Source organism: Ruegeria sp. BH8 (assembly GCF_056538065.1).
In genome coordinates this window covers 670,259-696,342 of the sequence record NZ_JBQFSP010000001.1, presented here as the reverse complement: position 1 = coordinate 696,342, position 26,084 = coordinate 670,259, and the positions used below count along the sequence as shown (strand labels likewise).

Genomic DNA, 26,084 nt, shown 5'->3' with positions numbered 1-26,084 from the left:
ACTCAGGCAACTGACCCGAGGCAAAGATGACTCACCCCAGCGAACAGTTTGAAGGCACACCGCTGATTGCGCCGTCAACCATTGAGCACCCCCTGTACGAGCCCGTGGTCGAGGCGTGTCGCACGGTCTACGATCCGGAAATCCCGGTGAACATCTATGACCTCGGCCTGATCTACACGATCGACATTTCCTCGGACAACGCCGTGAAGGTGATCATGACACTGACAGCACCCGGTTGCCCTGTTGCCGGCGACATGCCCGGATGGATCATGGAAGCGATCGAGCCTGTTGCAGGCATCAAAGAGGTTGACGTGGAACTGACCTGGGAGCCGCCCTGGGGTATGGAGATGATGTCAGACGAAGCACGTCTGGAACTGGGATTTATGTAGGCACCTGCCACAGTTTCCCGGGTATTTGTCACAAAACATTGGCGTTTTTGTTACCTGCTCGTGCTGTCCCTGTCACAATGATGCAGGAAAAGACCTGTGGACGGCACCAATCAGTGTCGCCTCGGGCCAGACATGATTTGACCGCCCCCCGAGTTCCGGCCCCGAAACACGGACCGTTCTTGCCCGAGAACGGTCCTTTTTCTTATCCAAACCACCGAACGTCGGGTAATCAGTTAAAATTGCAGGTCTTTTTGATCTCCGCAGATCTGGCGTCAAGTTGATTGATGTAGTCGCCCGACAGCATTTGCAGCCGTTTGTGTTCCGTTCCTGTGACCAGCCCCAAAAGTGCCCCGGCAGGAGTAATGGCGGCAACACTTTCCAACTGTTGGTCCTGCGCGTGCTTTTTCTCGGCCGCGATGGCGCGCAAATCGCCCTCGGCGGTCGCGCAGTTTACTGGATGCCTCTCTCCATCATTGGTGGCCGCCGCATCATCCGGAACAAACAGAAGAACTGCAATGGTAAGCACCGCGCGCATCAAGATCGAATTAACAATCGCCTGTAAATCATTCACAATAATATCCTTTCCGATAGTATATCAAAGCAAACCGAATTAACGGCTGACCAACTTGAACCCATTCAGTTCCACGGTCTCACAGTTGGATATCTTCAGCGAACCCATTCTGAATGCCGGGTTGTTTCATCCGGATAAAACTCTTTATAACACACCGTCTTGAGCCTTGACCTCCTGAGCCCTAAATTAAACGCAACGCGCGACAACGGAGACTTACATGTTCGGCATTCCCGGCAAACAGGCTGTGACCATGACACCTAAAGCCGCAGAACAAATCACCCGCCTGATGAACTCGGGTGGCCACGCTGGCTTGCGCATTGGCGTCAAGAAAGGCGGCTGTGCAGGCATGGAATACACCATGGAATATGTCGATCAGGCTGATCCGCATGATGAAGTTGTCGAACAGGATGGAGCACGCGTCATGATCGCGCCAATGGCGCAGATGTTCCTGTTCGGGACTGAAATCGATTACGAGGTGTCGTTGCTGGAATCAGGTTTCAAGTTCAAGAATCCGAATGTTGTCGACGCCTGCGGTTGCGGTGAATCCATCAAATTCGATGAAAGCATCACGCAGCAATCCTAGTTTGCGCCGGATAATCCCGTGACACGGGCCCGACCGAACGCCGTATTGTCGATCATAGCGCTTGAACCCACCCGATCCGTGGAATTGTAAGATCGCGTCGACAATGCTATCCGCATCCTAAATCATCGAATGATCAGGGAGATACGGGTATGCGGCGCAGGCTTGCGGCAGGAAACTGGAAAATGAACGGAACCGGTGCTGCGCTGAGCGAGCTTGAAGCACTGTGCAAGTCTCACCCAGACGCTTCGGTCGATATACTCATCTGCCCTCCGGCAACATTGCTCAGCCGTGCCGCAGACACCGTACGCGGGTCAGCAGTCACCGTTGGTGGGCAGGATTGTCACGCGGCAAGCGCGGGCGCGCATACAGGCGATATCAGCGCCGGGATGCTGCTGGACGCGGGCGCGACGTCAGTCATCCTGGGTCATTCCGAACGTCGCGTAGACCATGAAGAGCATGACGAGGATATACGCGCCAAGGCCCGTGCAGCGATGGACGCGGGGTTAAAAGCGATCATTTGCGTAGGCGAAAGTCTGGAGCAACGCGAGGCGGCCAATACGCTCGACATAATCGGCGGTCAGATGTCGGGGTCGATCCCGGATCAGGCAACCGGCGAGAACCTGATCATTGCATATGAGCCGATCTGGGCCATCGGCACCGGCAAGGTTCCGACGCTTGATGAGATTGGGGAAGTTCACGACTTCATCCGCGCCCGGCTAGAGCGCCGCTTTGGCGAAGGTGTGGGCCGCTCTGTCCGTCTTCTGTATGGTGGGTCGGTCAAACCCTCCAACGCGGCGGAGATCTTTGCGGTTTCAAATGTCGATGGTGCGCTTGTGGGTGGCGCCAGCCTGAAGGCCGGGGATTTCACGGGCATTATTCAGGCGCTGGAGAGCGTCTAGGATTCGCCTTTACTCGGCAATATCTTCGGCCCAAAGCTCTGGCTTTTCTTCGATGAACCGCTGCATCAGTGCGATGCAGTCAGGATCGTTGACTATCACCACCTCGACACCGCGTTCGCGCAGGAAGTCTTCGTTGCCACCAAAGTTCTGGGTATCGCCGATCACCACACGCGGGATACCAAACTGAACGATAGTGCCCGAGCACATCATGCAAGGTGACAACGACGTGTAAAGAACCGTATCCCGATAGGTTTTCTGACGTCCCGCTTTACGCAAGGCATCCATTTCGCCATGTGCGATCGGATCCCCGCCCTGCACACGTTGATTACGCCCTTGTGAAACAATATCGCCACCCCGCGCCAGAACTGACCCGATCGGGCATCCACCTTCGTCAAACCCGGCTTTGGCCTCGTCATAAGCAACGCGTAGCAGGCGCTTGTCGGTCTCGGTCAGCATTCCGGTCTCCATTTCCCGTGTTTCCTGAACCCTGCCCAAGCGCAATAGCTTGGTCAATAAAGGGCTCATGCCAGCTTCATCAGGATAAGACCCGTCACGATCAGAAGGGCCGCGAGAATCCGCGCAGGGCTTAGGGCTTCGCCCAGAAACAGGATACCGACACAGAACGCCCCCACTGCCCCAATACCCGTCCAGATGGTGTAAGCCGTGCCTAATGGCAGGTCGCGCATCGCCAGCGCCAACAGGCCGAAAGAGCCGATCATCGAAAGAGCCATCAAGGCCGTAGGCCACAATCGGGTGAAACCAGCCGATTGCTTCATCGCTACAGCCCAGACGATTTCCAACAGGCCAGCAAAAAGAAGAAAGATCCAGGGCATATGACAACCTCGTATTCGTTCGGGTCGTCCCGAAAGATGTCCCATTATGGGGAGGTCGTCCTCTGAACCCGAGTTAAGCACTTGATGCCGGGGTTCAAGATACGAAAAAACCGGGCAGTCGAAACCGCCCGGCTACGTACATCGTCAAACCACTTAATTGGTTATGATTTCCGGGCCCATGAAAGTGTTGGGCAGGAATGTCGAGATCCACGGTATATACGTCACCATAATCAGGAAGACGAAGAGAACAGCGAGGAACGGCAGCGCTGCCCTAACAACGCTCATCATCGGCATACCTGCAACGCCCGAGGTTACGAACAGGTTTAGACCAACCGGAGGCGTGATCATTCCGATTTCCATGTTCACCACCATAATGATGCCCAGATGGATCGGATCGATGCCCAACTCGATGGCAATCGGGAACACCAGCGGTGCGACGATCACCAACAGGCCCGACGGCTCCATAAACTGACCACCGATCAGCAGGATCACGTTCACAACGATCAGGAACGCCACCGGCCCTAGCCCTGCGGTCAGCATCGCCTCGGCGATATGCTGCGGCACCTGTTCGTCCGTCAGAACATGCTTAAGGATCAGCGCGTTGGCGATCACGAACAACAGCGTCACCGTCAGCTTTCCTGCCTCGAACAGAGTATGCTTGGTGTCGGGATGAAAGAACGCCGTGACCAAAGCGTAGGGCTTTTTCAGCAGCGGCAGGTTCTGTGCGTCCCCTTCCGTACTCAGCGGCCCCATGTCCTTGTAGACGAAACTGGCGATGAAGAAGGCATAGACGGCAGCAACCGCGGCAGCCTCGGTTGGGGTAAAGATACCCCCATAAATGCCACCCAGAATGATAACGATCAGGAACAGGCCCCAACCGGCCTCGCGGGCCGAGGTAAAGACCTCACCCCACCCCTTCCATTCACCCTTGGGCAGGTTCTTGACCTTTGCAATGACATAGATGGTGATCATCAGCATGAAACCAGCCATCAGACCGGGAATAACGCCAGCCAGAAACATGCGCCCAACTGAAACTTCGACGGCGGCGGCATACACAACCATCACGATGGACGGTGGGATCAGGATGCCCAGCGTACCCGCGTTACAGATCACACCGGCGGCAAACTCTTTGGAATACCCAACCTGGCGCATACCTGCGATGACGATCGAACCGATAGCTACAACCGTGGCCGGGGACGATCCTGACAACGCGGCAAACAGCATACAGGCAAACACGCCCGCAATCGCCAGACCGCCGGGCAGATGCCCCACGCATGCAATCGAGAAACGGATGATCCGACGCGCTACACCACCTGTCGTCATAAAGGACGAGGCCAGAATGAAGAACGGGATCGCCAACAGGGTGAAATGCCCCTCGAACGCCTCAAACAGCGTGCCTGCGACAGAAGCCAGCGAACTGTCGGAATAGATCAGCAGGAACAGGGTCGAGCTGAGGCCAAGTGCAACCGCAATCGGAACCCCGATCAGCAGCAGGCCGATGACCATCGAGAAAAGAAGGATAACGTCCATCAGTCATGCACCCCTTGTTGTGCGCGGACTTCCTCAATCTCGTCCTCGACTTCGTGGCTGGCGACAAGGCGATCGGTCTCACCACGCCAAATTTGAACGGCGACCTGCGAAAACCGGATCACCAGCAGCAGCATGGACACCGGCAGAACCAGATAAGGTACGACCTTGGGCAGTTTTTCATACCCCTCGCCATAGTTGATCAGGTCTTCCAGAAAGCGCAGCGGAGCGACCATGGGGATGTCGTCTACCTCGTAGAAACTCTGGCTGCGTGCGCCGAAATCGAACCCGGTCGGGAACCAGCGGCCCGATGTTGGCGGCAGATCTGCAAAGACGGCCCAATAGTCATATGCCCCTTTGAGCATCAGCAGCGAGAACATCAGACAGAACCCGACCGAGACCAGCGCCATAATGCGCCTCGGTGCTGGCGCCAGCATGTTCAGGATTGCATCCACACCCAGATGAGCATGTTTCTTGACCGCGTAAGATGCGCCCAGCAGCACCAGCCAGCCAAACGTGAACACTGTCAACTCAAGCGCCCATAGGATATTTGAATTAAAGACAAACCGCGCGATCACGTTGGCAAATGTAACGACCGTCATAAGGCCCAAAAGCAACGCGATCAGGGTTTCTTCGATATGGTCGATCAGCCCGCCCTGGCCGGAGTTCGCACCAGACATCTTTCAGTCCCCGCATTTTATTGAAGAGAGAGTTGAGAATGGGGCGGGCCATTTCAGCCCGCCCGGCCTGCGCGTCGAATACTCCCCAGTCCCCGGACGCGCGGTCTTTGACCGGATCAGAACCCGGCGTTGATGGCCTGTGCCGCGTCGATCTTGTCCTGACCCACGTCACCGGCGAATTTGTCCCAAACCGGTTTCATCGCGTCGACCCAGGCCTGACGCTGTTCAGGGGTCAGTTCACGGATGACGCCGCCTGCATCGATGATCGACGCTTTGGCCGCTTCGTTCACAGCAAAGGCTTCTTTGTTCCGGGTCTCGGTAACTTCGGCCAGAATAGTCAGGAACTGGTCCCGCACCGCCGGATCAAGACTGTCCAGCCAATCCACCGATGTCACGACCAGATAGTCGATGATGCCGTGGTTGGTTTCGGTGATACCGTCCTGCACCTCAAAGAACTTCTTGCCGTAGATGTTCGACCAAGTGTTCTCTTGCCCGTCCACAACGCCCTGTTGCAACGCGCCATACACTTCCGAGAATGCCATTTTCTGCGGGCTACCACCGATGGCTTCCATCTGTGCCACCAGCACATCTGACGACTGCACGCGGAACTTCAGACCGTTTGCATCCGACGGATCAACCAAAGCCTTATTGGCCGACATCTGCTTCATGCCGTTGTGCCAGAACGCCAGCCCTTGCAGGCCGCGGCGCTGCATGCTGTCTTTCATCGCCTGCCCTTCGGCCGAGGCCTGGAACGCGTCTACAGCGTCGACATTCTTGAACATGAACGGCAGGTCAAACAGGCGGAACTGTTTGGTGAACTTCTCGAATTTCGACAGCGAGGGCGCGGCCAGTTGCACGTCGCCCTGCAACATCGCTTCGAGAACTTTGTCATCGTTGTAGAGCGTCGAGTTCGGGTAGACCTCAACACACATCGTGCCGTTCATTTCATCGTTGACCCGCTGTTCCAGCAGCGAGGCCGCGATGCCTTTGGGGTGTTTGTCGGTGTTCGTCACATGCGCGAACTTAACGACGATTTCGCCTTCATCGCATGCAGCCATACCAGCCGTTGCGGTTACCGTCAGAGCAAGCGCAGTTGCTGCCGTTGTCAGAAGCTTCATCTGATATCCTCCCAGAGTTCTTTGAAACTTGCAGTCGACGCTGGGTAAGCGCCGTATGGTGTGCAGTGAAGCGACTCAGGGTAAAGCACACAACTTTTGACTGCGATTACAGGAAATGTCTGATTACCTGTTTGATACCAAGGCGTTACATCTTTGCTGGTTCGGGTTCTGCACTTCACAGTTCTGAGCCGTGCGAAAACTCGCACATTCTCAGAGAGGCTTGTGCGGATTTCCGCACAAATTTCGAATCAGTTCATCCGAATCAGATGCGCCATTCCGGTTCCTGCTTATCTGCGGTAATCCTCGGGACGAATCTGATAGCGCGCCAGCTTGTCGTAAAAGGTCTTGCGCGGCAGCTTCAGCGCCTTGGCCGCATCTGACGCTTTTCCATTGTGGCGGCCCAAAGCTGCAATCAACAAGGATCGTTCAACCCGCGCCATCTGTTCGCTCAACCCCAGATCCGTTGCCTGCGTAACCTCCTCGGGCATTCCAAGAACAAACCGCATTGCTGCTGACATCAGAGAACGGGCGTTGCCCGGCCAATCGCTGGCCATCAAGGCCGCCAGATGTTCAGACGAAATCTCGGGAATTGCGATGCCTGCCTGCTCGGCCGCTTGCGCCACATAGTGGCGAAAGATGACCGGAATGTCGTCGGGGCGTTCCGCCAGTGAAGGAACACGCACCCGCATTACATCCAAACGATAAAACAGATCAGCGTTGAACCGCCCTTCCGAACTTAACGCGGATAGGTCGGCGGTTGTTCCTGCAATAATACGCCCCCCCGGACCGCGCTCGATGATCTCCAACGCCGCAAACTGCGTGGCTTGGGGCATGGCGGACACTTCGTCCAGAAACAGGGAACCACCCACGGCATCGCCGCAGCTTCGGGCAAGATCATCGGGGCTTAGGCTTGAAGCCGGACGTTTGACAAAAGGCCCCTGACCAGCGGGTGACATCAGGTGAACCACTTCGGCCACTTTGGATATGCCGCTGCCCGGTGGGCCTGTAACAAGAACTTCGGCCCCTGTCGGTGCGACGGTCCGCACGCGGTCCCGCAGCGCTTCGGCTTGCGGAGACAGACCAAAAAGCAAACGTGCGGCCGGGTCCCCCCTTTCAAGTTCGGATTTCAGGGCGCGCTGTTCCAACACTTGGGTGCGGGCTGCGAATGCGCGTTCAAGAACGTCCATCAGGTCAGACGCAGCGCAGGGTTTTTCGAGAAAATCAAACGCTCCTTTTCCGATGGCTTCTACGGCCATTGGGATATCACCTTCTCCGGTCAAAAGGATCACCGGAAGCTCGGGGTCGATGTCCCGAGCATACGCCAACAAGTGGAAGCCATCCCGCCCGGGCATTCGAATGTCCGAAATAATCACACCGGGGAAATCCCGCCGAATATGATCCTTGGCCGCCACAAAAGAACCGGCTGTTGTCGGTGCGTAATCTGCAAGTTCAATGGTTTGCGCCAATGCCTCGCGAACAGCTGCGTCATCATCGACCAACAGAACCCTGCGCATCATGCTGCCTCTTCTTTCCCGTAGGGCTCCAGCTCGACGGTAAACACTGCGCCATCAGCCGTGTTTGCCCCGCGGATTTCACCCCCAAAGCTTTGAACAAGACCATATGATATAGAAAGACCAAGCCCCAGACCTTCAGATGATCCTACGCTTTTGGTCGAATAAAACGGCTCGAACACCCGGTCGGGGTCTTCAATCCCCGGGCCGGTATCCTGCACAGAAACGCGCAACCGGTCTTCTTCGTGCATCACAATCGAAATGTGCCGCTTGGGTCGCCCCAGCATCGCATCCGCCGCGTTATTGATCAGATTAACAAAGACCTGCACCAAGCGGACTTCCCCCCCCCAAACATAAACCGCAGCCTGTCCCGGTTCCCATTCCAGCGTCACATCATCGTCACGCAAACGGGTTTCGGTCAATTCGACGGCAGTTTTCAGAACCTGCACCAGATCGACCCGACCCATCGGTTCGCTTTCATTGCGAGCGAACGCGCGCAGGTTCTTGATGATCCGGGCCATGCGGGCGGCCATTTCCGAAATACGCCCAAGGTTTTCACTGGCCCTGTCACCTTTGCCGCGTTCAAGAAAGGCCGTACCATTGTCGGCGAACTGCTGGATTGCCATCAACGGTTGGTTGAGTTCGTGGCTGATCCCCGCCGACATCTGCCCCAACGCGCTGAGCTTACCTGCCTGCACCAGCTCTGCCTGCGCTTTTTTCAGTGCTGCTTCGGCCTCCTGACGCTCTGCAACTTCGCGGCGCAATGCGGTGTTTGCTTGGGTCAAAGCACGGGTACGCTGCGCCACCCGGCTTTCCAGAACCGTGTTGGCATTCGCCAGCGTCCGTCGCCGTTCCATCGCAAGATACAGCATCGCGCCAAACGCCAGGCAGATCGCTGCGACCGCCGCCGCCTGCAACCCGGCAAGTCGCCGGGCCGGGGCCACGTCCACCAAAACCTCGGCGGTCATATCGATCACAGGCAATTCAAGCGTTAGGTGCAACGCATCGCGTGGCAAATACCGCCCCCAGTTCAGCCGCCACAATTCATGCTGGCCGACCCGCGTCGCGGCAAAATCCACCGAGGCACCCTCTGGCGGTGTCAGCCCGGACTGGCCAACCTCGCGGCTCCAGAACAGCAAGTCCGACCGGTTTGAGATGAAGACGACGCCGTCAGAATCAACAAAGAAAACGGCTTCGGTACTGCCCCGCCAAGTTTGTTCAATATCCTGGACATCGGCAACCACCATCACTGCACCTTCGACTTGCCCGGAGGCGGCAAAAGTCGGAGCGGCATAGGAATATATCCGGTCGCCACTGTCCGGAGCCACCTCATGCGCTGTGCCAGCCGCACCCTGCATGGCGCGCCTGAACGCTGGATGTGCGGACATGTCTCGCTGTGCCACTGGCTGTGCGGCGACCAGAACCCGACCGCTGCGATCCAGGTACATCATGTTGACGGCCGCTGTCTTGTCGGCAACGTCCAGCAACATCGCTTGCGCGTCATGTATTTGTGTCGGTGTATCCAACGCGTGCAAGGCGGGATGTGTCGCCATCAGAACCGCCAGTTCCTGGTAGACCTGCATCTGGGTGCTGAGCCGATCCGCCGCCAGTTCAAGGTCGGCTTCGGCCTTGTCGCTTAGCTGAGACAGCGCCTGACGATAGCCATAAGACCAAACAAAACCTGACAGCAGCCCGACAGCGGACAAAAAACCGACAATGATCCAAACTCTCTGCATAGACAGGGTCTTGCATTCAACGCGGCTCGTGGCAAGTGTGCGTCGCATGAAGTCATTCTCGCAATCCCCGACAGACCCGGGTTTCGTTCAGAACCCCTACCCTTTCTATGATCAGGCCCGCGCTGCTGGTGATCTGTTCTATTGGCGCGACTACGATATGGCTGCTGCGACGTCCTGCCGTGCCGTGCGGGCACTTCTTCGCGACCGCCGGTTTGGGCGGGAAGTTCCGCCTGAATGCGCGATACAGGGCCCCGCCCATTTGGCCCCCTGGCTGGCTATCGAAGCCCATTCGCTGCTTGAAGCTGAACCCCCGCGACATACCCGCCTAAGGGCGCTTGTTATGCGCGCTTTCACGTCGCGGGAAATATCTGCGTTGCAGCCTTCCATTGAATCGCTATGCCACAGTCTTGTCGAGGCGTTTCCGAATACACCTTTCGATCTGCTGAGCGCTTATTGCACTCAGGTCCCGGTGGTAACTATCTGCCGACTGTTGGGCGTTCCCGAAGACATGGCGCCCAACCTGTTGCAGTGGTCGCATGACATGGTCGCGATGTATCAGGCCAACCGGACACAGGCGACCGAGGATAAGGCCGCCAAGTCGTCTCAGGAGTTCACGGATTTCCTGTTGGGATACATTAAACAACGACGCAACGATCCGCGTGACGATTTGATCACCCGGCTTATCAGCGCCGAGAAGGAAGGCGAAAAGCTGTCCATCGACGAACTGGTCGCAACATGCATCTTGCTGTTGAATGCAGGTCACGAAGCAACGGTGCATTCGCTGGCGAACGGTGTGAAAACCCTGTTGCAAACACATACCAGCCCCGACGTTCTAGGCCCGGACCAGATCGACGCAACGATTGAAGAAATCCTGCGCTATGACCCGCCCCTACACATGTTCACACGCTATGCGTATGAAGACGTTGATATGTTTGGGCATTCGTTCAGACGCGGTGATCAGATCGCACTTTTGCTTGGCGCTGCAAACCGCGACCCTGCGGTCTGGGATGAACCCGACAGGTTTGATCCGACGCGCTCGATTGAGGTCAACACAAGTTTTGGTGGAGGCATCCATTTTTGCGTCGGCGCACCTTTGGCAAGGTTGGAAATGCGCATAGCTCTGCCCATTCTATTCAACAGCTGCCCGAACCTGCGGCTTGCCGATCCGCCGACCTATTCAGACAGCTATCACTTCCATGGTCTGGAACGGTTAATGGTTCAGGTCTGACCTGTATAAGGCGCGGATCGATCCGGCGCTGGCAGTACCTGCCTTCTATGCCCCTTCAACCAATGCGTTGAGGGGAAGCATCGTTGTGGACTTGATTTCTTCCATCGACAATAGCGCGGTCACATTGTGCACCCGTACCTCCGAAATCAGCGACTGGTAGAATTGATCATAGGCGCGCGCGTTCTTGACCCGAACCTTGAGAATATAATCAATGTCGCCTGCCAGCCGATGCGCCTCCTGCACTTCGGGATGTTCGCGCAATGCCTTAAGGAACTTGCGCTGCCACTCAGCCTCGTGTTCCGACGTGCGGATCAAAACAAAGAAAGTCGCCTCAAACCCTAGCGCTTCGGCATCCAGCAAAACCGTTTGCTGACCAATGATTCCCGCACTCTTGAGCTTACGAATACGATTCCAGACAGGCGTCTTTGAACTGCCGACCCGAGCCGCTATTTCGTCCAGTGACTGCCCTGCATCACGTTGCAGCTCGGCCAGAATTTTCCGATCCGTATCATCTATCCGCACCGACATTCCAATATTCCTTCCACATCGAAGCTTTCGTTCCAAAATTTTGTTTCGATGGAACGTTTGTCCTTATTTGAGCGCCCATATGGCGCTTTGGTGGGAATATTTCCTATATTGAGGGTCAAGTCAAACCACACCCGAGATGATCCGATGCAGGACGTTCGCACAACAGGCACCAAAGGGCATGTCGACTTTGTCGGCGCAGGTCCGGGCGACCCCGAGTTGCTGACACTCAAGGCGCTGACTGCGTTTGAGCAGGCTGATGTTGTGCTGCATGACCGCCTTATCAGTGAACCCGTTCTGGACATAGCCGGTCAAAGCGCCGCTTTGGTTGATGTCGGCAAAGCCGGATTCGGCCCATCCTGGAAGCAAAGTGATATCGACGCTCTTTTGGTCGAATATGCCCTGAAAGGTAACCGCGTGGTCCGCCTGAAGTCCGGCGATCCGACTGTCTTTGGTCGTCTGGATGAAGAGATTGAGGCCGTCGAGGCGGCTGGAATCACGTGGCAGATCGTTCCCGGTATCACGGCGGCCTCTGCCGCGGTGGCTGGTATCGGCCAAAGCCTGACTCAACGCGGCCGGAATTCCTCGGTGCGGTTCCTGACCGGGCATGACATGAAAGGTTTTGCCGATCATGACTGGAATGCCCTGGCACGGGCCGGTTCGGTTGCTGCGATCTATATGGGCAAGAAATCTGCCCGCTTTATCCAGGGTCGCCTGATCATGCACGGCGCCGATCGCGCTACTCCAGTCACACTGGTCGAAAACGCCTCGCGCCCGAACCAGCGGATTCTGGCCACCACACTGGATCAACTGCCCGCCGACCTGGCCACCGCCGAAATGGACGGACCAGCCCTGACATTCTATGGCCTTGCCCCGCGCGAAGCGACGCAGGCCGTAACCGAATTCAACAAGGAGCTTGCCTGATGGCCCGCGCTTTTACCCCCAAAGTCGTCACCGCAAATGATTTGCTGATAGGTGACGTCATTTACCAGACCGAAGATGACAGTTGGACGCGTGATCTGTCGCAAGCGGAACTGATCACTGACGAAGCACATGCACAGGTGCGTCTGCTGGATGCGGCGCGTCAGGCAAATAAAGTCGTGGGCGCTTATCTGGCCGATGCCGTTGCGGGCAAGAACGGCCCCGAGCCCACCCATTTTCGGGAAGATTTCCGCCGGACTGGTCCGTCCAACTATGCCCACGGCAAACAGGAAACTTCCCCGCAGCCCCGGGCCTGACCTCTGGCCATCTCTCTCCCCTTCAAGGCCCCTAGGTTCGGGGCTGCAAACAAGGACAGCTAGACATGTATCGCTACTCCGAGTTCGACACAGCATTTTTGGCAGAACGTAACGCGCAGTTCCGCGCCCAGGTGGAACGCCGCATTGACGGCTCGTTGACCGAAGACGAATTCAAGCCGCTGCGCCTGATGAATGGGCTGTATCTGCAGCTGCACGCCTACATGCTGCGTGTCGCCATTCCCTATGGCACGCTGAACAGTGCACAGATGCGTCAACTGGCGTTGCTGGCCGAGAAGTGGGACAAAGGCTATGGCCATTTCACCACCCGTCAGAACATCCAGTACAACTGGCCAAAGCTAAGCGACGTGCCGGATATGCTGGACGCGCTGGCCGAGGTTGGCATGCACGCCATCCAGACTTCGGGCAACACCATTCGCAACGTGACCGCCGACCACTTTGCCGGTGCCGCTGCGGATGAGGTCGCTGATCCCCGCCCTTACGCCGAATTGCTGCGCCAGTGGTCGACCGACCACCCGGAATTCCAGTTCATGCCGCGCAAATTCAAGATCGCCATCACTGGCAGTGAAAACGACCGCGCCGTGATCAAGGCGCATGACATCGGCCTGCAACTGGTTGAGCGTGACGGCGTTCTTGGCGCGCGCGTCATTGTTGGCGGTGGCCTTGGCCGTACGCCCATGATCGGCAAGGAATTGTCCGAGTTTGTCGCCTTTGACGACCTGCTGGCTTATCTGGAAGCCACCGTTTCAGTTTGGAACCAGATTGGTCGCCGTGACAACAAGTACAAGGCACGTATCAAGATCACCGTGCACGAGCATGGCATCGACGCTATCCGCGCCAAGGTCAACGAACGCTTCCTGAAGGTCCGCCCGCAATTCAAAGGCGCGGATATGAACCTGCTGGAAGAGATCAAGGGCCACTTTGCACCGCCTGTCTTCCGCCAGGCTTCGGTTGCGTCGTTTGAAAGCGCCTATTCCAACGATCCGGTTTTCCGTTCGTGGGTCGATACCAACATTGCGCCGCACAAGGACGCGGACCATGCGATCGTCACGATCTCGATCAAGAAGCATGGGGCAACGCCGGGCGATGCAACTGCTGAGCAGATGCGCGTGATGGCCGATCTGGCCGAAGAGCTCGCCTATGACGAGCTGCGCATCAGCCATGAGCAGAACGTGATCCTGCCGCACGTCCACAAATCGGACCTGCCTGCAATTCACGCCAAGCTGAAGGAATACGAGCTGGCAACCGCCAATATCGGTCTGATCAGCGATATCATCGCCTGCCCCGGCATGGATTATTGTGCGCTGGCGACGGCGCGTTCGATCCCGGTTGCTCAGGAAATTGCAACGCGGTTCGAGGACCTGAAGCTCGAGCATGACATCGGCCACCTGAAGATCAAGATCTCAGGCTGCATCAACGCCTGTGGTCATCACCATGTCGGCCATATCGGCATTCTGGGTCTGGACCGCGCAGGCGTGGAAAATTACCAGATCACTCTGGGTGGCGATGCGACCGAAAATGCGGCAATTGGTGATCGCACCGGTCCGGGCTTTGCCTATGACGAAATCGTTCCTGCCGTAGAGCGCATTGTCGACACCTATCTGAACCAGCGTGCAAGCGCAGAGGAGACATTCCTGGAAACATATCGCCGGGTGGGCATGGCGCCGTTCAAAGACGCCCTCTACCCCGAGGCCCGCGCAAATGCCGCTTGACCTGATCCAGACGGAACTGGGCCGGGACAGACGCGAACTGACTGAACGTGTCGAAGACCTGAATGCCCGGTTCCGGCACCACAGCGCCCATGATGTCATGCATGGAGCGATTGATGAGATCGATGAGCTTGCTCTGGTCTCTAGCTTTGGTGCGGAATCCGTCGTTCTGTTGCACATGGCGGCGGTGGTGAACAAGGCAACGCCCGTTCTTTTCGTGGACACGCAAATGCTGTTCACCGAAACGCTGGAATACCAGCAGGAGGTGAGCGAGCGTCTGGGGCTTACCAACATTCGCATCATCCGGGCCGAGGATGCAGAGGTTGAACGCGAAGACCCATACGGCGCATTGCGCCTGCGCGACACCGATGCATGTTGTAACCTGCGCAAGACTTTCCCGCTGCAAAGGGCGCTGGTGGGGTTCGATGGCTGGATAACCGGACGCAAGCGGTTTCAGGCAGGCACGCGCGCTGCGCTGGAATTCTTCGAGGTCGAGGACGGAACAGGTCGGATCAAGGTCAACCCGCTTGCCCATTGGGCGCCCGAGGATGTGCGGGCCTATATGGATGAAAACAACCTGCCCCGGCATCCGCTGGTGGCCAAAGGATACCCTTCGATCGGCTGTGCGCCCTGCACCTCGCCTGTCAAAGAGGGCGAAGACCCCCGCGCCGGACGGTGGCGCGATCAGAACAAGGAAGAATGCGGCATCCATTTTGTCGATGGCAAGATGATGCGCGTCGGAGAGAAAACATGAACGTAATCGTAACGGATGAGGGCTTTTCGCCTGATGACTGGACCGACGGCTTTGTCACTCTGGATGATGCCGCCAATGACGTGGTCGCGCTAGACGTGAGCTCGGAGACAGACCCGGACGAACTGTTTGACCGGTTGGGCGGCACGAGGCTGGTTCGGGTAGACTTCCCGTCTTTCGCAGATGGTCGCGGATTTACCATCGCTCGCACATTGCGCCTGAAGGGCTACAAAGGCCGGCTGCGCGCCAAAGGGCATGTGCTTGCCGATCAATACGCCATGGCGCGCCGCAGCGGCTTTGACGAGGTCGAGATCGACGGAGAACTGGCAGACCGCCAACCCGAGGATCAGTGGCTGGCCCGCGCGAACTGGAAAGAGAATAACTATCAGGCTCGCCTGCGCGGCTGATCCCGCGATTGCCAGCCTGTGACGCAAAGGGGGCAATCTGTCCCCTTTTCCTGACTTGGATCAAAGATTAAACGGAGATGTCGGTTTAGCAGACCGGCAGGTAAACGATGACAGAGATGAAGCCCGTGAGCGAAGCAACCGCCGTAAAAGTCCCCGTCCTGCCGGACGCGCAAACTGTAACCGATGTCAAACACTGGACCGACAGCCTGTTTTCATTCAAGGTGTCTCGCCCGGCCTCGCTGCGTTTCCGTTCGGGCGAGTTTGTGATGATTGGTCTGCTGGGTGACAACGGCAAGCCGTTGCTGCGCGCCTATTCCATCGCCTCGCCCTCGTGGGATGAAGAGCTGGAGTTTTATTCGATCAAGGTTCAGAACGGCCCGCTGACCTCGAAATTGCAACATATCAAACCGGGTGACCAGATTATCCTGCGTCCCAAACCGGTTGGCACATTGGTGCATGACGCCCTGCTGCCCGGCAAGCGCCTGTGGTTTTTTGCGACCGGCACCGGCTTTGCGCCTTTTGCCTCGCTGCTGCGTGAACCGCAGACCTATGAGGACTATGACGAGGTCATCATCACCCACACCTGCCGCGAAGTGGCAGAGCTGGAATATGGCCGTCAGCTGATCGACAGCATCCGTCAGGACGAACTGTTGGCCGAACTGATCGGTGAAGGATTTGCCGACAAGATCCGCTATTACCCGACCACCACACGGGAAGAGAGCCCAAAGATGGGTCGCATCACCACTTTGCTTCAGGACGGCACCGTGTTTTCCGACTTGGGTATTGACGGTGGCATCAAGCCCGAAACCGACCGTGCAATGGTTTGCGGTTCGTTGGCTTTCAACCTGGATATCAAGGAAATCCTCGAAGGGTTTGGATTGCGTGAAGGTGCAAACTCAGAACCCAAGGAGTTCGTGATCGAAAAAGCCTTTGTCGGCTAAAGCAACCCTGCGTTCAGGGCTTTGCCACCCTGAACGCGAAAAACACCGGCAGAAAACAAGTTTTTTCGCATTACCCTGTATTTATGCCGCTTGAAGTGCGGCTCTGCCCGGTTTAAATTCCGGGCTCGAAATTCTGCAATCATCAAAGGAATGAACCCATAGCTCGCAGACCTCACAACGCGCCGCCACAGAGAGACACCGGCCCGCGCGTCAATGATAAGATCCGTGCCCCCGAAATTCGCCTGATTGGCGCCGAAGGTGAAAACGTCGGGGTGGTTCATCCCGCCAAAGCCATGCAGATGGCCGCAGATGCAGGTCTTGATCTGGTCGAAATCTCGCCCAATGCGAACCCACCGGTCTGCAAGATCATGGATTTCGGCAAGTACAAGTACGAAACGCAAAAACGCGAAAACGAAGCGCGCAAAAAACAAAAAGTCATCGAAGTGAAAGAGGTCAAGTTCCGACCGAACACCGATACGCATGACTATGACGTCAAAATGAAGAACGTCTTTAAGTTTCTGGAAAAGGGCGACAAGGTCAAAGTCACCCTGCGCTTTCGTGGCCGTGAAATGGCACACCAGAACCTGGGTCGCGAATTGCTGGAACGTGTGGCCGAAGACATCAAAGAGGTCGGCAAGATCGAAAACATGCCGAAGATGGAAGGCCGTCAGATGGTCATGATGATCGGCCCGCTTCCGCATAAGTAATCTGCTTAATAAACAGAAACGATCAAAGCCCCTTCGCTGCCGAAGGGGCTTTTTTGTTCAGGTCGCGCGTCTGCTTCGCAACCAGTTGACCGCATCTCTGAAGTCGAAAAGCAAGGAAATTATGTCAACGATCAGAAGCACCCAAAGAAACTTGAAAAAGGCAATGCTCAGGGTCGCATCGGAAAACAACAAAAGCGTTACGATGACAACCAGTGGAACCCAGCACAGAATGTGCGGCAAAGCCATCGCGCCGCTCATCCCGCGCGCAACCGCCATGATGGGTATGTTCAGCGCCATACCGGTAATCGCCAGAACAGCGATGAGCATCCCCTGTGGCTGATCCAGGAAAGCAAGCGGAACCAAATTAACCGGCACCAATATTACGGCCACCCAGATCTGCACCCAAAGGGGAAGCGCGCGGAAACTGCGCCAAATATCCAGCACCATTGATTTCGCCTTTTCAGATACTTCTCCCGCGACACTAACAAATAAGCTGCGGGCGAACAGTGCGCTCACGGTAATGTCAAAGCACGGCGGAAATGGCGCGTTCCAGTTTGCTGACGAGTTCGCCTATCTGTTCCTCTTCGATGATAAAAGGTGGTGCCAGCAGGACATGATCGCCGTTCCGGCCATCCCGCGTGCCTGCCATGGGATAGCAAATCAACCCTTCAGCCAGTGCTGCCTTTTTCACCTTACCTGCGATGCCGCGTGATGGATCAAAAGGTTCCTTGGTGTCACGGTCAGCGACCAGTTCAACACCTCGGAACAACCCACGACCACGGATATCTCCCACGTTCGGGTGCTGTCCGAATGCTGCCTCAAGGGCGGATTGCAGCTTGTTGCCCATGACCCCGGCACGCGCAGGCAAATCCCGTTCGGTCAACTCACGGACCACCGCCAATGCGGCGGCTGTGGCGACCGGATGACCGACATAGGTGTGCCCATGCTGGAAAAACCCTGATCCGTCGCGGATCGCGTCATAGATCTTGCCGGTGCACAGCATGGCTCCGATTGGTTGATATCCAGCCCCCAACCCCTTGGCGATACACAAAATATCTGGCGCGATGCCGTCATGATCGCAGGCAAACATGTGACCGGTTCGGCCCATACCGCACATCACCTCATCCAAGATCAGCAACACACCATAGTGGTCGCAAATCTCGCGAATACGCTTGAAATATCCTTCAACCGCAGGAACTGCGCCAAGGGTGGCCCCGACCACTGGTTCGGCCATAAATGCCATGACCGTATCGGGACCCAGCCGCAGGATTTCAGTTTCCAATTCATTCGCCACACGCTGGCCGTAGTCAAAACTGCTCTCGTCTTCCGGTTTTTCGGCATATTCGTAGCAGGCAGAGATATGGGTCATCTCGATCAGCATCGGGGCGAATTGTGCCCGTCTCCATGCGTTGCCCCCGGCGGACAAAGCCCCCAAAGTGTTGCCGTGATAGCTTTGCTTTCGCGCGATAACGTGACGGCGTTCAGGTTGTCCGATTTCAAGGAAATATTGGCGCGCCAGTTTGATTGCCGCTTCGGTCGCTTCGGACCCGCCCGAAACAAAATACACACGGTCCAGATCCCCCGGTGCATGCCGGATCAACAATTCGGCCAAAGCCTCGGCCGGTTCCGATGTCATGAACCCGGTATGTGCAAAGGCGATCTGTTCCACCTGTTGCTGTACCGCTTGGATCACGGCCTGATTCGAATGACCCAGACATGATACCGCGGCATCACCGCAATCCAGGTATCGCTTGCCCTTTGCATCAATCAGATAACAACCATCACCGCCAACCGCGACGGGGAGGTCCGATTTCGTGTGACGTGGGAAAACATGACTCATTTCTTTGCCCTTCCAAGCAATTCAACTAATGCTGCGACCGAAGCCGCGTTATCTGCCCAAGGTCTGCCATCCGGCCCCGTCAGACTGTTTTCAAACCCAACCCGCACGTCACCACCGCGTCGCGCAGCCTCAGCCAGACAGGCATGTTCTTGCGTTCCAAAGGCGCACACCATCCAACGGGCCGGGCATTCTGGAAAGGCGTCGAGATCGGCAGGCACAGATTGCTGGCCATCGCTGTATCGCCCCAGAACAAGCAAACGATCTGTCTGATCCGCGTGTACGATGCCCAAAGCGAGCCACTGTTCCAGTAAACGTGCGTCCTCAGTATCGTACAAGATATGCTGAACCCGTGTGCCCTGATCCGCACATAGTGCATAGACCCTGGGCGCAAGGTTCAGATCGCGGGCGATTTCACGCACCGAGATTGAGGCCCATTCAGGTCGCACCTTTTGCAAACAGTCCAGTTGCGATGCCACGTCGAACTGCCCGGCAGCTTCGGTCGTGATCTGTAGCTCCATTTTTGGAACCTCGCGCTGCAATTCCGCAAGCGTTTCCCGGTACAATCCGGCGTCCAGTGAATGCCGTCCGTCTGCATCTCGAATATGCAGATGCAACCCGTCCGCACCTGCGGCATGGCAATCCCGTGCAGATATGACGATCTGGTCAATCCTGAGCGGCAAGGCGGGATGATCCAACGCGTTCCGCCGGGCACCGTTTGGCGCAACCAGAATGTAGGGCCTGTCCAAGCTGTCAGTTGTTTTTGATGTCATAGCACCACCCAAGTCTTTGCCTTCAGTTAGATTCGCTGGATGACGTTTTCAATTTACACTAAAGAAAACATATGTTTCTTTTTGGTATGGCACCCACCCTTGCAGCCTTGACCAGCCAAATTCGGCGCGAGATCGACGAGATGCCTGCGCAGATGCAAGTCGCGGCGAAATATATCATCGACCATCCCGGTGATTTCGGCCTGAACCCGGTCCGGGTGACCGCTGACCGGATCGGCATCAGCACCAGTGTTCTTGTTCGACTGGCACAGCGTATGGGTTTCGACAGTTTTGACGCCTTCCGCCACCCATTTCGCCTTGCCCTCACAACAGACAGCGAAGACAGGATAGGTCATGGGTGGCTAACCACATCACCCGGACAAGACCCTTTCCACGGCGCACAGGCCAGATTCGCGCGCAATGAGATGAATGTTGTGTCCCGCTCTCTGCGTCTGATGGAGCCGAATTTGGCCAAGCGTGCCGTTGAATACATGGTGTCTGCACGTCGTTGTTATGTGACCGCCACAAGGTCCAGTCATGCGCTGGCCTATTATTTTCACTACGCGGGGCGCATGGCCCATCCCGGATTACAGCTGATACCAAGACACATGGGCTCGGCTGTCGATGACCTGGTCGAGGCCACGTCCGAGGATTGTTTGTTTGCCATCACCGTCCATCCCTATTCCGCAGATACGATCCATTCGATGCGTTTTGCCCGCGACCGGGCCATGAAGATTGTGTTGCTGTCGGATAGCGAGGTGATTGCACCTGGCGTCAACCCGGATGTCGTTCTGCCCGTCAGCACCCGCACTTTACATCCGTTTTCTAGCTTTTCTGGCGCGATGGCGGTTCTGGAATGCCTGCTCGGTCATCTCTTTGATGCAGGGGGCGAAGCTGCACGGGATAGGGTCGAACAGTTTCAAAAAGCGCGGGAGGACACCGGCGCGTATTGGCGGCCCGGCGTGTTGCCAAGGATGAGAAAACCCTAGAATATCAATAGTACATACGCCTTATCGCGGACCTTAGCGGCGGTCAGTTGTTTCGTTTCGCCCGCGGCTGGGGTCTGGTTGGGATTTCCTTCAGCAATCCGCCAACCCCCATTCCGGCAATATCGGCGCCTGTTGTTTCAATCCCGCATGCGACACGCGACAGCACCCAATCGGCCCCATTCAACGCCGGAGAGCGGGCGCATCCCGGCAAGCCGATCACAGGTCGGCCCTGCAAGTCCCCAAGAAACAGCAAGTTTCCCGGATCAACCGGCATACCAAAGCGATCAATCGTCCCACCGGCCTGCCGAACGGCCGACGGTCCGACATCGTTGGGGTCCGAGGTGGCCGAACCCGTCAATATCATCAGAAGATCGCCCTTCCCCTTAGAAATCGCGCTGGTCAAGGAATCCGTTCGATGCGGAACAATCTGCACCTCCGCAAGCTCCATTCCCAATGCCTCGACCCGTCCCCGAATGGCCGCAATCCCCTTTTCGTTCGGTGGACCTCCGGGAATTTCCGTTACAACAAGACCGGCTGTCCGATGAACAGGCCGCGCCAGACGCACAGCCCCTTGTGCCAGCCCGGCGGCGCGCCGAACATCAGCCTCGGGCACAGCGTATGAGATGACCTTGATGGTCGCCACCATGCCGTTCGCCCCCATTTGCTGGTATTGCGGAACGGTCGCAACGGTAATCATCGGATTGACCAGATTGAACAATTCAAGTGCACGAACATCAAGCACGGCAACCCCAGGCCCGTCGGCCAAAAGGTTTACCCGCCCGGTAAATGCCTCGGTTACCCGCAAGTTGGCTGAAGCTGGATCAGGTGCCAACGCAGACGCCAGCTTGCGTGCCGCCTGATCTTCATGGCAATCACCGGTATCCAGCCGGGCAACAATGACCTCGTTTAGACCAGCCTTTTCCAGTTGCGCCACATGTTCTGAGCGCAATTCAAGCCCTTTGCGAAGCTTTCGCCCATCCGCTGTAACCGAATGCGCCAGAATGGCACCCTCTGCCCGGGACACCGGTACAGGCCCAAATTTCATGCTTTCCCTCGAAGAACTGCAGTGATTTGCGCCAGTATCGCAACCGCGATTTCCGAGGGACCGGCTGCCCCGATATCCAGGCCAATGGGCCCATGAATGCCAGAGATTTGCGCATCGGTGAAACCGGCCGCTTTCATACGCTCAATGCGCTTGGCGTGGGTGCGTGTTGACCCTAATGCACCAATATAGAACACATCGGCGTCCAATGCGGCTTGTAGCGCCGGATCATCAAGTTTTGGGTCATGTGTCAGCAAAACAATCGCGGTCCGCGCGTCCAAACCCAGCTTCGCAACGGCTTCATCCGGCCAATCCGTCAGGATCGTTTCGCCGGGAAAACGCGCACTGGACGCGAAGGCGTCACGTGGATCGATGATGGTTGGATCGTAGCCCGCAATCCGCGCCATCGGCACCAGAGCCTGCGCAATGTGAACCGCCCCAACGACCAGCAACCTAAGCGGCGGGTTGTGCACTGCGACAAAGGTCTGGCCATCTTCTTCGAACCCTGACCGATCCATGCGCAGCCTGTCGGTATAAGCATTGCGGCGCAACGCCCTGCGCCCGGTCTCGACATTGACTTCGTAGGCAATGGGCGCACGAGCGGCCCGAGCGGCAACCAGTTCCGCCAACATAAGTTCGGGCAGGACTTGTCCTATGGGTTCGACAAGAATGCGTATGGTCCCCCCACAGGCCAAACCAACCGCAAAGGCATCGTCATCACTGACCCCGAATTCAAGCAAACGCGCTTCGCCTTCGTCAATGGCTTCAAGCGCCTCGACGATAACAGCACCTTCGACACATCCGCCAGAAACGGAACCTTCGATCCGACCATCGCCACCAATCACCAATTGGGATCCCACCCGCCGCGGCGCACTGCCCCAGGTTTCGACAACTGTAGCGAGCGCCGCGCCGCGCCCGCTGCGGTGCCAGTCAAGCGCCGTTTCAGGACTGTTGTCGAATCGCTCCATCGGAACCTCCGGATGACCTATGACACCAACATAAGCGGGATTTGCGGGATGAAAAGCGCACCAAGCTTACCAAAAGGTCTATATTGAACCCCATAAGGCAACGCCACGGCCTGAAAGATATTCAACAAATCATAGCATTGATTGTTTGTGACCCGAGTTCTAGCCTGTACAGGCAACCGGCATCGGGTCTGGCTTGCATACCAAACAATTCATAGATCGGAGACATGCAGTTGAAACGTATTCTTGCACTGGGCGCGGCAGTTGGTCTTTTGACTTCAACCGCAGCGTGGGCTGACACATTCCAACGCTATGGAGAGGTTGAAGGCTGGAAAATCTTCATCGACAATGAAAAGAAATCCTGCCTGATCGAGGCCGTTGATGATGCGGAAAACGTCGTTCAGATGGGTCTGACCGAAGATCGCGGTGTGGGATATGTCGGCGTGTTCACCAAGGCTGAAACCGATATCAAACGTGGCGAGACGCAAGAAGTCGCCATCCTGCTGGGCGACAACATCTATCTGGGTGAAGCGACCGGCATGAAAGGTAACATCACCAAAGGCTATTCCGGTGGTTATGTCCTGTCGGACAGCCCTCAGTTCGCGGATGATCTGGCAAAGAAAAAGGTCATGATCGTGTTCCCCGAGACATCCTATGCCTTCACGGTCGATCTGACAGGCACTTACAAAGCCATGGAGATGGCCCGCAAGTGCAACGAAGAGCAGCTGTCGTAATCTGCTAATCAGAAAGCGCGGCCATCAGCCGCGCTTTCTGCCCCTGGTCGCCGGGTTCTGAAATCGCTGCGGCCAAATCTTCGAGTGAGGCAATCGAATGCCCTGCGCGAAAACTGTCAACATGCGGCAGCATCGCGGCAACCCCTTGCGCCCTGGGCGCGAACCCGTCCCAACGCAACAAGGGGTTCAGCCAGATCAGGCGTTTTGAGGACAGGTGCAGACGCTCAATCTCTTTCCTAAGGAGCTCGGGATCACCTCGCTCGAGCCCGTCGGTGATCAGCAGAACAACCACCCCTTGCCCCATCACCCGGCGTGACCAGTCCCGATTGAATTGATGCAGACACTCTCCGATGCGAGTGCCGCCTTCCCAATCCTGCGCCTCGGCCCCTGCGGCGGCAAGTGCCGCGTCTACATCCCGTTGGTGCAGGTGGCGCGTTATGTTGGTCAGGCGTGTGCCGAATGTGAAGGCATGGACCTTCGCCCAACCCGCTCCCTTGGTGTTCGATACCGTGTGCAGGAAATGCAGGATGATCCGACTGTACTGGCTCATCGAGCCGGAAATATCGCAAAGTGCGACAAGATTTGGCCAGCGCGGTTTGGGCTGTAGCCTGGCAATATCGCGCAACTCACCCCCTTGCCGCATGGCCGCGCGCAAGGTGCGGGCACGGTCGATGCGGTGCCCCAGATGGCTGGTCTGCCCGCGGCGTGATTCAATTGGCTTTACTGGCAGTGTCATCCGCGCCAATACGCGCTTGGCCTGCGCTATTTCGACCGTGCTCATCTGCTCGAAGTCCAGATTGCGCAGCCGCTCCTCGGACGATGCGGTCTGGGTTGCGTCGATTTCGATCTCGGTTTCGTCTTCCTCTTGTCCTGCAGCGTCCGGCAAATCACGCTCAACCCCGTCCAGCAGCGCCTCAGCTGCGCGCTTTTCAGCGGCATCGGCATTGCGTTCTTCCTGAACGCCGCGAATTGCAGGAAGCATCATAGCCATCATGTGTTCCATGTAACGCGGATCTCGCCAGTACATTCGGAAGACTTGCGCGAAAACCACGCGGTGTTCCGGGCGGTTCACGAAACAGGCGTGTAAGGTCCAATAGAAATCCTGTTTCTCGGAAAAACCTGCCGCCTGCACGGCACGAATTGCGTCGATCACACGACCGGGTCCGATTGGCAGCCCAGCCTTTCTGAGTGCGCGGGCAAAATGGGTGATGTTGTGCGCCAGCTTTGGGTTGTCCGGGATATCCAGCGAAAGTTGTTCGGCCATCAGACGTTATGGGGGCTCTGCCCCCATACCCCCGGAGTATTTGGAAAAAGATGAAACATCAGACCGGTTCGAGCGTGGCCTTGGCCTCGTCGAGGATGCGTTTTGCCTCGGACCCCTGAAGTTTTTGAATGTCGTCCTGATATTTGAGGATCGCACCCAGCGTATCCCCGATCACCTCGGGGCTCAGGTTCATCACATCCAGCGCCAACAAACATTTCGCCCAGTCAATTGTCTCGGCCACGCCGGGTTTCTTGAACAGATCCTCGGTGCGCAAACGTTGAACGAAGGCTACAACCTCGCGACTGAGTGCTTCCGCGGCTTCAGGCGCACGGGCGTGCAGGATTTCGATCTCACGCTCGAAGTTGGGGTAATCGACCCAGTGATAGAGGCAACGGCGCTTGAGCGCGTCGTGCACTTCCCGCGTCCGGTTCGAGGTGACGATCACGATGGGCGGTTCAGGAGCTTTTATCGTGCCAAGTTCGGGGATGGTGACTTGAAAGTCACTAAGCGCTTCAAGCAGAAACGCTTCAAACGGCTCATCGGTCCGGTCCAGTTCGTCGATCAGCAGAACTGGTGCTCCGTTTTCGTCCGGGCGCATTGCCTGCAGCAAGGGGCGTTCGATCAAGTATTCGTCCGAGAACAGTTCAGTCTGCAACGCGCCCCGGTCGGCCCCACCTGCGGCCTCGGCCGTTCGGATCGCGACCATCTGCGCCGGAAAGTTCCATTCGTAAACGGCAGAAGACGCATCCAGTCCTTCGTAGCATTGCAGACGGATCAGGCGCCGGTTCAACCCGGATGCCAGAGCCTTGGCGATCTCGGTCTTTCCCACCCCTGCCTCGCCTTCCAGAAACAACGGGCGTCCAAGCTTCAGCGACAGGAACACAACCGTCGCAAGGGCGCGACCACAGACATAGCCCTGACGAACCAGCATCTGCTGCACGGCATCGATGGAAACTGGCTGTGTCATGGAACCCCTTTCTGCTTTAGGGATAAACAGGTCATGCAACCGTCTGGCCGTCAAGGCCTCAACCTTTCTCAGAGCTACGACGTTCAGGTCGGTTGACAAGATTTTCTTTGTGGCTTGCGCGGACGCAGTTGGTCTTTCGCAACAG

General features: G+C 56.8%; 28 protein-coding genes and 1 pseudogene. 13 read left to right on the top strand and 16 right to left on the bottom strand.

All coding sequences use genetic code 11. The features are described from left to right. The first annotated feature begins 26 nt into the window (after positions 1–26). Positions 27–389: an SUF system Fe-S cluster assembly protein gene (locus tag ACR0AD_RS03405; protein WP_480481125.1), complete on the top strand. Its 363-nt coding sequence runs from the start codon at positions 27–29 to the stop codon at positions 387–389. A gap of 229 nt (positions 390–618) precedes the next feature. On the opposite strand, the gene ACR0AD_RS03400 is transcribed toward ACR0AD_RS03405, so the two are convergent. Then, on the bottom strand, positions 619–960 hold the full coding sequence (locus tag ACR0AD_RS03400; RefSeq protein WP_480485770.1) for a hypothetical protein: 342 nt from the start codon (positions 958–960) through the stop codon (positions 619–621). 217 nt (positions 961–1,177) lie between these two features. On the opposite strand from ACR0AD_RS03400, the gene ACR0AD_RS03395 reads away from it, so the two are divergent. Further along, positions 1,178–1,543 (top strand): HesB/IscA family protein, encoded by a 366-nt coding sequence (locus ACR0AD_RS03395; RefSeq protein WP_480485772.1) that lies wholly within the window; start codon positions 1,178–1,180, stop codon positions 1,541–1,543. A gap of 149 nt (positions 1,544–1,692) precedes the next feature. Further along, entirely contained in the window at positions 1,693–2,442 is a 750-nt protein-coding gene (gene tpiA / locus ACR0AD_RS03390; protein ID WP_480485774.1) for a triose-phosphate isomerase, read from the top strand. Positions 2,443–2,451: 9 nt separating this feature from the next. Here the strand turns inward: tpiA and ACR0AD_RS03385 are convergent, their stop codons facing one another. The 7 genes from ACR0AD_RS03385 to ACR0AD_RS03355 form a co-directional block, all read right to left on the bottom strand. Further along, positions 2,452–2,967: a nucleoside deaminase gene (locus ACR0AD_RS03385; RefSeq protein ID WP_480481129.1), complete on the bottom strand. Its 516-nt coding sequence runs from the start codon at positions 2,965–2,967 to the stop codon at positions 2,452–2,454. Next, entirely contained in the window at positions 2,964–3,275 is a 312-nt protein-coding gene (locus tag ACR0AD_RS03380; RefSeq protein ID WP_480485775.1) for a DMT family transporter, read from the bottom strand. The genes ACR0AD_RS03385 and ACR0AD_RS03380 overlap by 4 nt, the downstream gene beginning before the upstream one ends. Positions 3,276–3,428: 153 nt before the next feature. Beyond that, complete coding sequence (locus tag ACR0AD_RS03375) at positions 3,429–4,805, bottom strand: TRAP transporter large permease (RefSeq protein WP_480485777.1); 1,377 nt, start codon at positions 4,803–4,805, stop codon at positions 3,429–3,431. Continuing rightward, positions 4,805–5,482, bottom strand: a complete 678-nt coding sequence (locus ACR0AD_RS03370) for a TRAP transporter small permease (protein ID WP_480485779.1) — start codon at positions 5,480–5,482, stop codon at positions 4,805–4,807. Before ACR0AD_RS03370 ends, ACR0AD_RS03375 begins: the two co-directional genes overlap by 1 nt. 116 nt (positions 5,483–5,598) lie before the next feature. Continuing rightward, positions 5,599–6,600, bottom strand: a complete 1,002-nt coding sequence (locus tag ACR0AD_RS03365; protein ID WP_209504066.1) for a DctP family TRAP transporter solute-binding subunit — start codon at positions 6,598–6,600, stop codon at positions 5,599–5,601. A gap of 287 nt (positions 6,601–6,887) precedes the next feature. After that, positions 6,888–8,117 (bottom strand): sigma-54-dependent transcriptional regulator, encoded by a 1,230-nt coding sequence (locus ACR0AD_RS03360; protein WP_480481133.1) that lies wholly within the window; start codon positions 8,115–8,117, stop codon positions 6,888–6,890. Further along, positions 8,114–9,895: a sensor histidine kinase gene (locus ACR0AD_RS03355; RefSeq protein WP_480485781.1), complete on the bottom strand. Its 1,782-nt coding sequence runs from the start codon at positions 9,893–9,895 to the stop codon at positions 8,114–8,116. Before ACR0AD_RS03355 ends, ACR0AD_RS03360 begins: the two co-directional genes overlap by 4 nt. On the opposite strand from ACR0AD_RS03355, the gene ACR0AD_RS03350 reads away from it, so the two are divergent. After that, positions 9,894–11,075 carry a cytochrome P450 gene (locus ACR0AD_RS03350; RefSeq protein WP_480481137.1) on the top strand — a complete coding sequence of 394 codons (1,182 nt, stop codon included), beginning with the start codon at positions 9,894–9,896 and terminating at the stop codon, positions 11,073–11,075. The genes ACR0AD_RS03355 and ACR0AD_RS03350 overlap by 2 nt on opposite strands. A 45-nt stretch (positions 11,076–11,120) precedes the next feature. Here the strand turns inward: ACR0AD_RS03350 and ACR0AD_RS03345 are convergent, their stop codons facing one another. Next, positions 11,121–11,603, bottom strand: coding sequence for an Lrp/AsnC family transcriptional regulator (locus ACR0AD_RS03345; protein ID WP_267365581.1), 483 nt, complete (start codon positions 11,601–11,603; stop codon positions 11,121–11,123). Positions 11,604–11,777: 174 nt separating this feature from the next. On the opposite strand from ACR0AD_RS03345, the pseudogene cobA reads away from it, so the two are divergent. From cobA to infC, 7 genes and pseudogenes are all read left to right on the top strand, one after another. Then, a pseudogene (cobA, locus tag ACR0AD_RS03340) lies at positions 11,778–12,524 on the top strand (uroporphyrinogen-III C-methyltransferase); the annotation flags it as partial. Beyond that, positions 12,524–12,838 carry a DUF2849 domain-containing protein gene (locus tag ACR0AD_RS03335; RefSeq protein WP_480485783.1) on the top strand — a complete coding sequence of 105 codons (315 nt, stop codon included), beginning with the start codon at positions 12,524–12,526 and terminating at the stop codon, positions 12,836–12,838. The pseudogene cobA and the gene ACR0AD_RS03335, both read left to right, overlap by 1 nt. A gap of 65 nt (positions 12,839–12,903) precedes the next feature. After that, positions 12,904–14,568, top strand: coding sequence for a nitrite/sulfite reductase (locus ACR0AD_RS03330; RefSeq protein ID WP_480485785.1), 1,665 nt, complete (start codon positions 12,904–12,906; stop codon positions 14,566–14,568). Next, a complete protein-coding gene (locus ACR0AD_RS03325) occupies positions 14,558–15,319 on the top strand; it encodes a phosphoadenylyl-sulfate reductase (protein WP_480485787.1) in 762 nt (253 codons plus the stop codon). Before ACR0AD_RS03330 ends, ACR0AD_RS03325 begins: the two co-directional genes overlap by 11 nt. Continuing rightward, positions 15,316–15,723, top strand: a complete 408-nt coding sequence (locus ACR0AD_RS03320; RefSeq protein WP_267365587.1) for a DUF934 domain-containing protein — start codon at positions 15,316–15,318, stop codon at positions 15,721–15,723. Before ACR0AD_RS03325 ends, ACR0AD_RS03320 begins: the two co-directional genes overlap by 4 nt. A 107-nt stretch (positions 15,724–15,830) precedes the next feature. Next, positions 15,831–16,664, top strand: coding sequence for a ferredoxin--NADP reductase (locus ACR0AD_RS03315; protein ID WP_209504075.1), 834 nt, complete (start codon positions 15,831–15,833; stop codon positions 16,662–16,664). A gap of 116 nt (positions 16,665–16,780) precedes the next feature. Next, entirely contained in the window at positions 16,781–17,371 is a 591-nt protein-coding gene (gene infC / locus ACR0AD_RS03310) for a translation initiation factor IF-3 (protein WP_480492811.1), read from the top strand. 57 nt (positions 17,372–17,428) lie between these two features. Here infC and ACR0AD_RS03305 read toward each other — a convergent pair whose 3' ends face one another. The 3 genes from ACR0AD_RS03305 to ACR0AD_RS03295 form a co-directional block, all read right to left on the bottom strand. After that, a complete protein-coding gene (locus ACR0AD_RS03305) occupies positions 17,429–17,818 on the bottom strand; it encodes a hypothetical protein (RefSeq protein WP_480485789.1) in 390 nt (129 codons plus the stop codon). 76 nt (positions 17,819–17,894) lie between these two features. Beyond that, a complete protein-coding gene (locus tag ACR0AD_RS03300) occupies positions 17,895–19,211 on the bottom strand; it encodes an aspartate aminotransferase family protein (protein ID WP_480485791.1) in 1,317 nt (438 codons plus the stop codon). Continuing rightward, a complete protein-coding gene (locus tag ACR0AD_RS03295; RefSeq protein ID WP_480485793.1) occupies positions 19,208–19,981 on the bottom strand; it encodes a beta-keto acid cleavage family enzyme in 774 nt (257 codons plus the stop codon). The genes ACR0AD_RS03300 and ACR0AD_RS03295 overlap by 4 nt, the downstream gene beginning before the upstream one ends. Before the next feature lie 71 nt (positions 19,982–20,052). On the opposite strand from ACR0AD_RS03295, the gene ACR0AD_RS03290 reads away from it, so the two are divergent. Next, entirely contained in the window at positions 20,053–20,967 is a 915-nt protein-coding gene (locus ACR0AD_RS03290) for a MurR/RpiR family transcriptional regulator (protein WP_480485795.1), read from the top strand. Positions 20,968–21,010: 43 nt separating this feature from the next. On the opposite strand, the gene ACR0AD_RS03285 is transcribed toward ACR0AD_RS03290, so the two are convergent. Together ACR0AD_RS03285 and ACR0AD_RS03280 are read right to left on the bottom strand one after the other, a co-directional pair. Continuing rightward, positions 21,011–22,012, bottom strand: a complete 1,002-nt coding sequence (locus ACR0AD_RS03285) for a molybdopterin-binding protein (RefSeq protein WP_480485797.1) — start codon at positions 22,010–22,012, stop codon at positions 21,011–21,013. After that, on the bottom strand, positions 22,009–22,977 hold the full coding sequence (locus ACR0AD_RS03280) for an XdhC family protein (RefSeq protein ID WP_480485798.1): 969 nt from the start codon (positions 22,975–22,977) through the stop codon (positions 22,009–22,011). Before ACR0AD_RS03280 ends, ACR0AD_RS03285 begins: the two co-directional genes overlap by 4 nt. 224 nt (positions 22,978–23,201) lie before the next feature. Here ACR0AD_RS03280 and ACR0AD_RS03275 point away from each other — a divergent pair, with 224 nt between their 5' ends. Continuing rightward, positions 23,202–23,708, top strand: a complete 507-nt coding sequence (locus tag ACR0AD_RS03275) for a hypothetical protein (protein WP_480485800.1) — start codon at positions 23,202–23,204, stop codon at positions 23,706–23,708. 4 nt (positions 23,709–23,712) lie between these two features. Here the strand turns inward: ACR0AD_RS03275 and ACR0AD_RS03270 are convergent, their stop codons facing one another. Further along, positions 23,713–24,972 carry a vWA domain-containing protein gene (locus ACR0AD_RS03270; RefSeq protein ID WP_480485802.1) on the bottom strand — a complete coding sequence of 420 codons (1,260 nt, stop codon included), beginning with the start codon at positions 24,970–24,972 and terminating at the stop codon, positions 23,713–23,715. Positions 24,973–25,030: 58 nt separating this feature from the next. Further along, complete coding sequence (locus tag ACR0AD_RS03265; protein ID WP_480485804.1) at positions 25,031–25,939, bottom strand: AAA family ATPase; 909 nt, start codon at positions 25,937–25,939, stop codon at positions 25,031–25,033. Positions 25,940–26,084 lie beyond the last annotated feature (145 nt).

What these genes read in the sequence shown, in the direction of transcription:
- ACR0AD_RS03405 (WP_480481125.1), top strand. Translation starts at nt 27, where the DNA reads ATGACTCACCCCAGCGAACAGTTTGAAGGCACACCGCTGATTGCGCCG.
- ACR0AD_RS03395 (WP_480485772.1), top strand. Translation starts at nt 1,178, where the DNA reads ATGTTCGGCATTCCCGGCAAACAGGCTGTGACCATGACACCTAAAGCC.
- tpiA (WP_480485774.1), top strand. Translation starts at nt 1,693, where the DNA reads ATGCGGCGCAGGCTTGCGGCAGGAAACTGGAAAATGAACGGAACCGGT.
- ACR0AD_RS03385 (WP_480481129.1), bottom strand. Translation starts at nt 2,967, where the DNA reads ATGAGCCCTTTATTGACCAAGCTATTGCGCTTGGGCAGGGTTCAGGAA.
- ACR0AD_RS03380 (WP_480485775.1), bottom strand. Translation starts at nt 3,275, where the DNA reads ATGCCCTGGATCTTTCTTCTTTTTGCTGGCCTGTTGGAAATCGTCTGG.
- ACR0AD_RS03375 (WP_480485777.1), bottom strand. Translation starts at nt 4,805, where the DNA reads ATGGACGTTATCCTTCTTTTCTCGATGGTCATCGGCCTGCTGCTGATC.
- ACR0AD_RS03370 (WP_480485779.1), bottom strand. Translation starts at nt 5,482, where the DNA reads ATGTCTGGTGCGAACTCCGGCCAGGGCGGGCTGATCGACCATATCGAA.
- ACR0AD_RS03365 (WP_209504066.1), bottom strand. Translation starts at nt 6,600, where the DNA reads ATGAAGCTTCTGACAACGGCAGCAACTGCGCTTGCTCTGACGGTAACC.
- ACR0AD_RS03360 (WP_480481133.1), bottom strand. Translation starts at nt 8,117, where the DNA reads ATGATGCGCAGGGTTCTGTTGGTCGATGATGACGCAGCTGTTCGCGAG.
- ACR0AD_RS03350 (WP_480481137.1), top strand. Translation starts at nt 9,894, where the DNA reads ATGAAGTCATTCTCGCAATCCCCGACAGACCCGGGTTTCGTTCAGAAC.
- ACR0AD_RS03355 (WP_480485781.1), bottom strand. Translation starts at nt 9,895, where the DNA reads ATGCGACGCACACTTGCCACGAGCCGCGTTGAATGCAAGACCCTGTCT.
- ACR0AD_RS03345 (WP_267365581.1), bottom strand. Translation starts at nt 11,603, where the DNA reads ATGTCGGTGCGGATAGATGATACGGATCGGAAAATTCTGGCCGAGCTG.
- ACR0AD_RS03335 (WP_480485783.1), top strand. Translation starts at nt 12,524, where the DNA reads ATGGCCCGCGCTTTTACCCCCAAAGTCGTCACCGCAAATGATTTGCTG.
- ACR0AD_RS03330 (WP_480485785.1), top strand. Translation starts at nt 12,904, where the DNA reads ATGTATCGCTACTCCGAGTTCGACACAGCATTTTTGGCAGAACGTAAC.
- ACR0AD_RS03325 (WP_480485787.1), top strand. Translation starts at nt 14,558, where the DNA reads ATGCCGCTTGACCTGATCCAGACGGAACTGGGCCGGGACAGACGCGAA.
- ACR0AD_RS03320 (WP_267365587.1), top strand. Translation starts at nt 15,316, where the DNA reads ATGAACGTAATCGTAACGGATGAGGGCTTTTCGCCTGATGACTGGACC.
- ACR0AD_RS03315 (WP_209504075.1), top strand. Translation starts at nt 15,831, where the DNA reads ATGACAGAGATGAAGCCCGTGAGCGAAGCAACCGCCGTAAAAGTCCCC.
- ACR0AD_RS03305 (WP_480485789.1), bottom strand. Translation starts at nt 17,818, where the DNA reads ATGGTGCTGGATATTTGGCGCAGTTTCCGCGCGCTTCCCCTTTGGGTG.
- ACR0AD_RS03300 (WP_480485791.1), bottom strand. Translation starts at nt 19,211, where the DNA reads ATGAGTCATGTTTTCCCACGTCACACGAAATCGGACCTCCCCGTCGCG.
- ACR0AD_RS03295 (WP_480485793.1), bottom strand. Translation starts at nt 19,981, where the DNA reads ATGACATCAAAAACAACTGACAGCTTGGACAGGCCCTACATTCTGGTT.
- ACR0AD_RS03290 (WP_480485795.1), top strand. Translation starts at nt 20,053, where the DNA reads ATGTTTCTTTTTGGTATGGCACCCACCCTTGCAGCCTTGACCAGCCAA.
- ACR0AD_RS03285 (WP_480485797.1), bottom strand. Translation starts at nt 22,012, where the DNA reads ATGAAATTTGGGCCTGTACCGGTGTCCCGGGCAGAGGGTGCCATTCTG.
- ACR0AD_RS03280 (WP_480485798.1), bottom strand. Translation starts at nt 22,977, where the DNA reads ATGGAGCGATTCGACAACAGTCCTGAAACGGCGCTTGACTGGCACCGC.
- ACR0AD_RS03275 (WP_480485800.1), top strand. Translation starts at nt 23,202, where the DNA reads ATGCAGTTGAAACGTATTCTTGCACTGGGCGCGGCAGTTGGTCTTTTG.
- ACR0AD_RS03270 (WP_480485802.1), bottom strand. Translation starts at nt 24,972, where the DNA reads ATGGCCGAACAACTTTCGCTGGATATCCCGGACAACCCAAAGCTGGCG.
- ACR0AD_RS03265 (WP_480485804.1), bottom strand. Translation starts at nt 25,939, where the DNA reads ATGACACAGCCAGTTTCCATCGATGCCGTGCAGCAGATGCTGGTTCGT.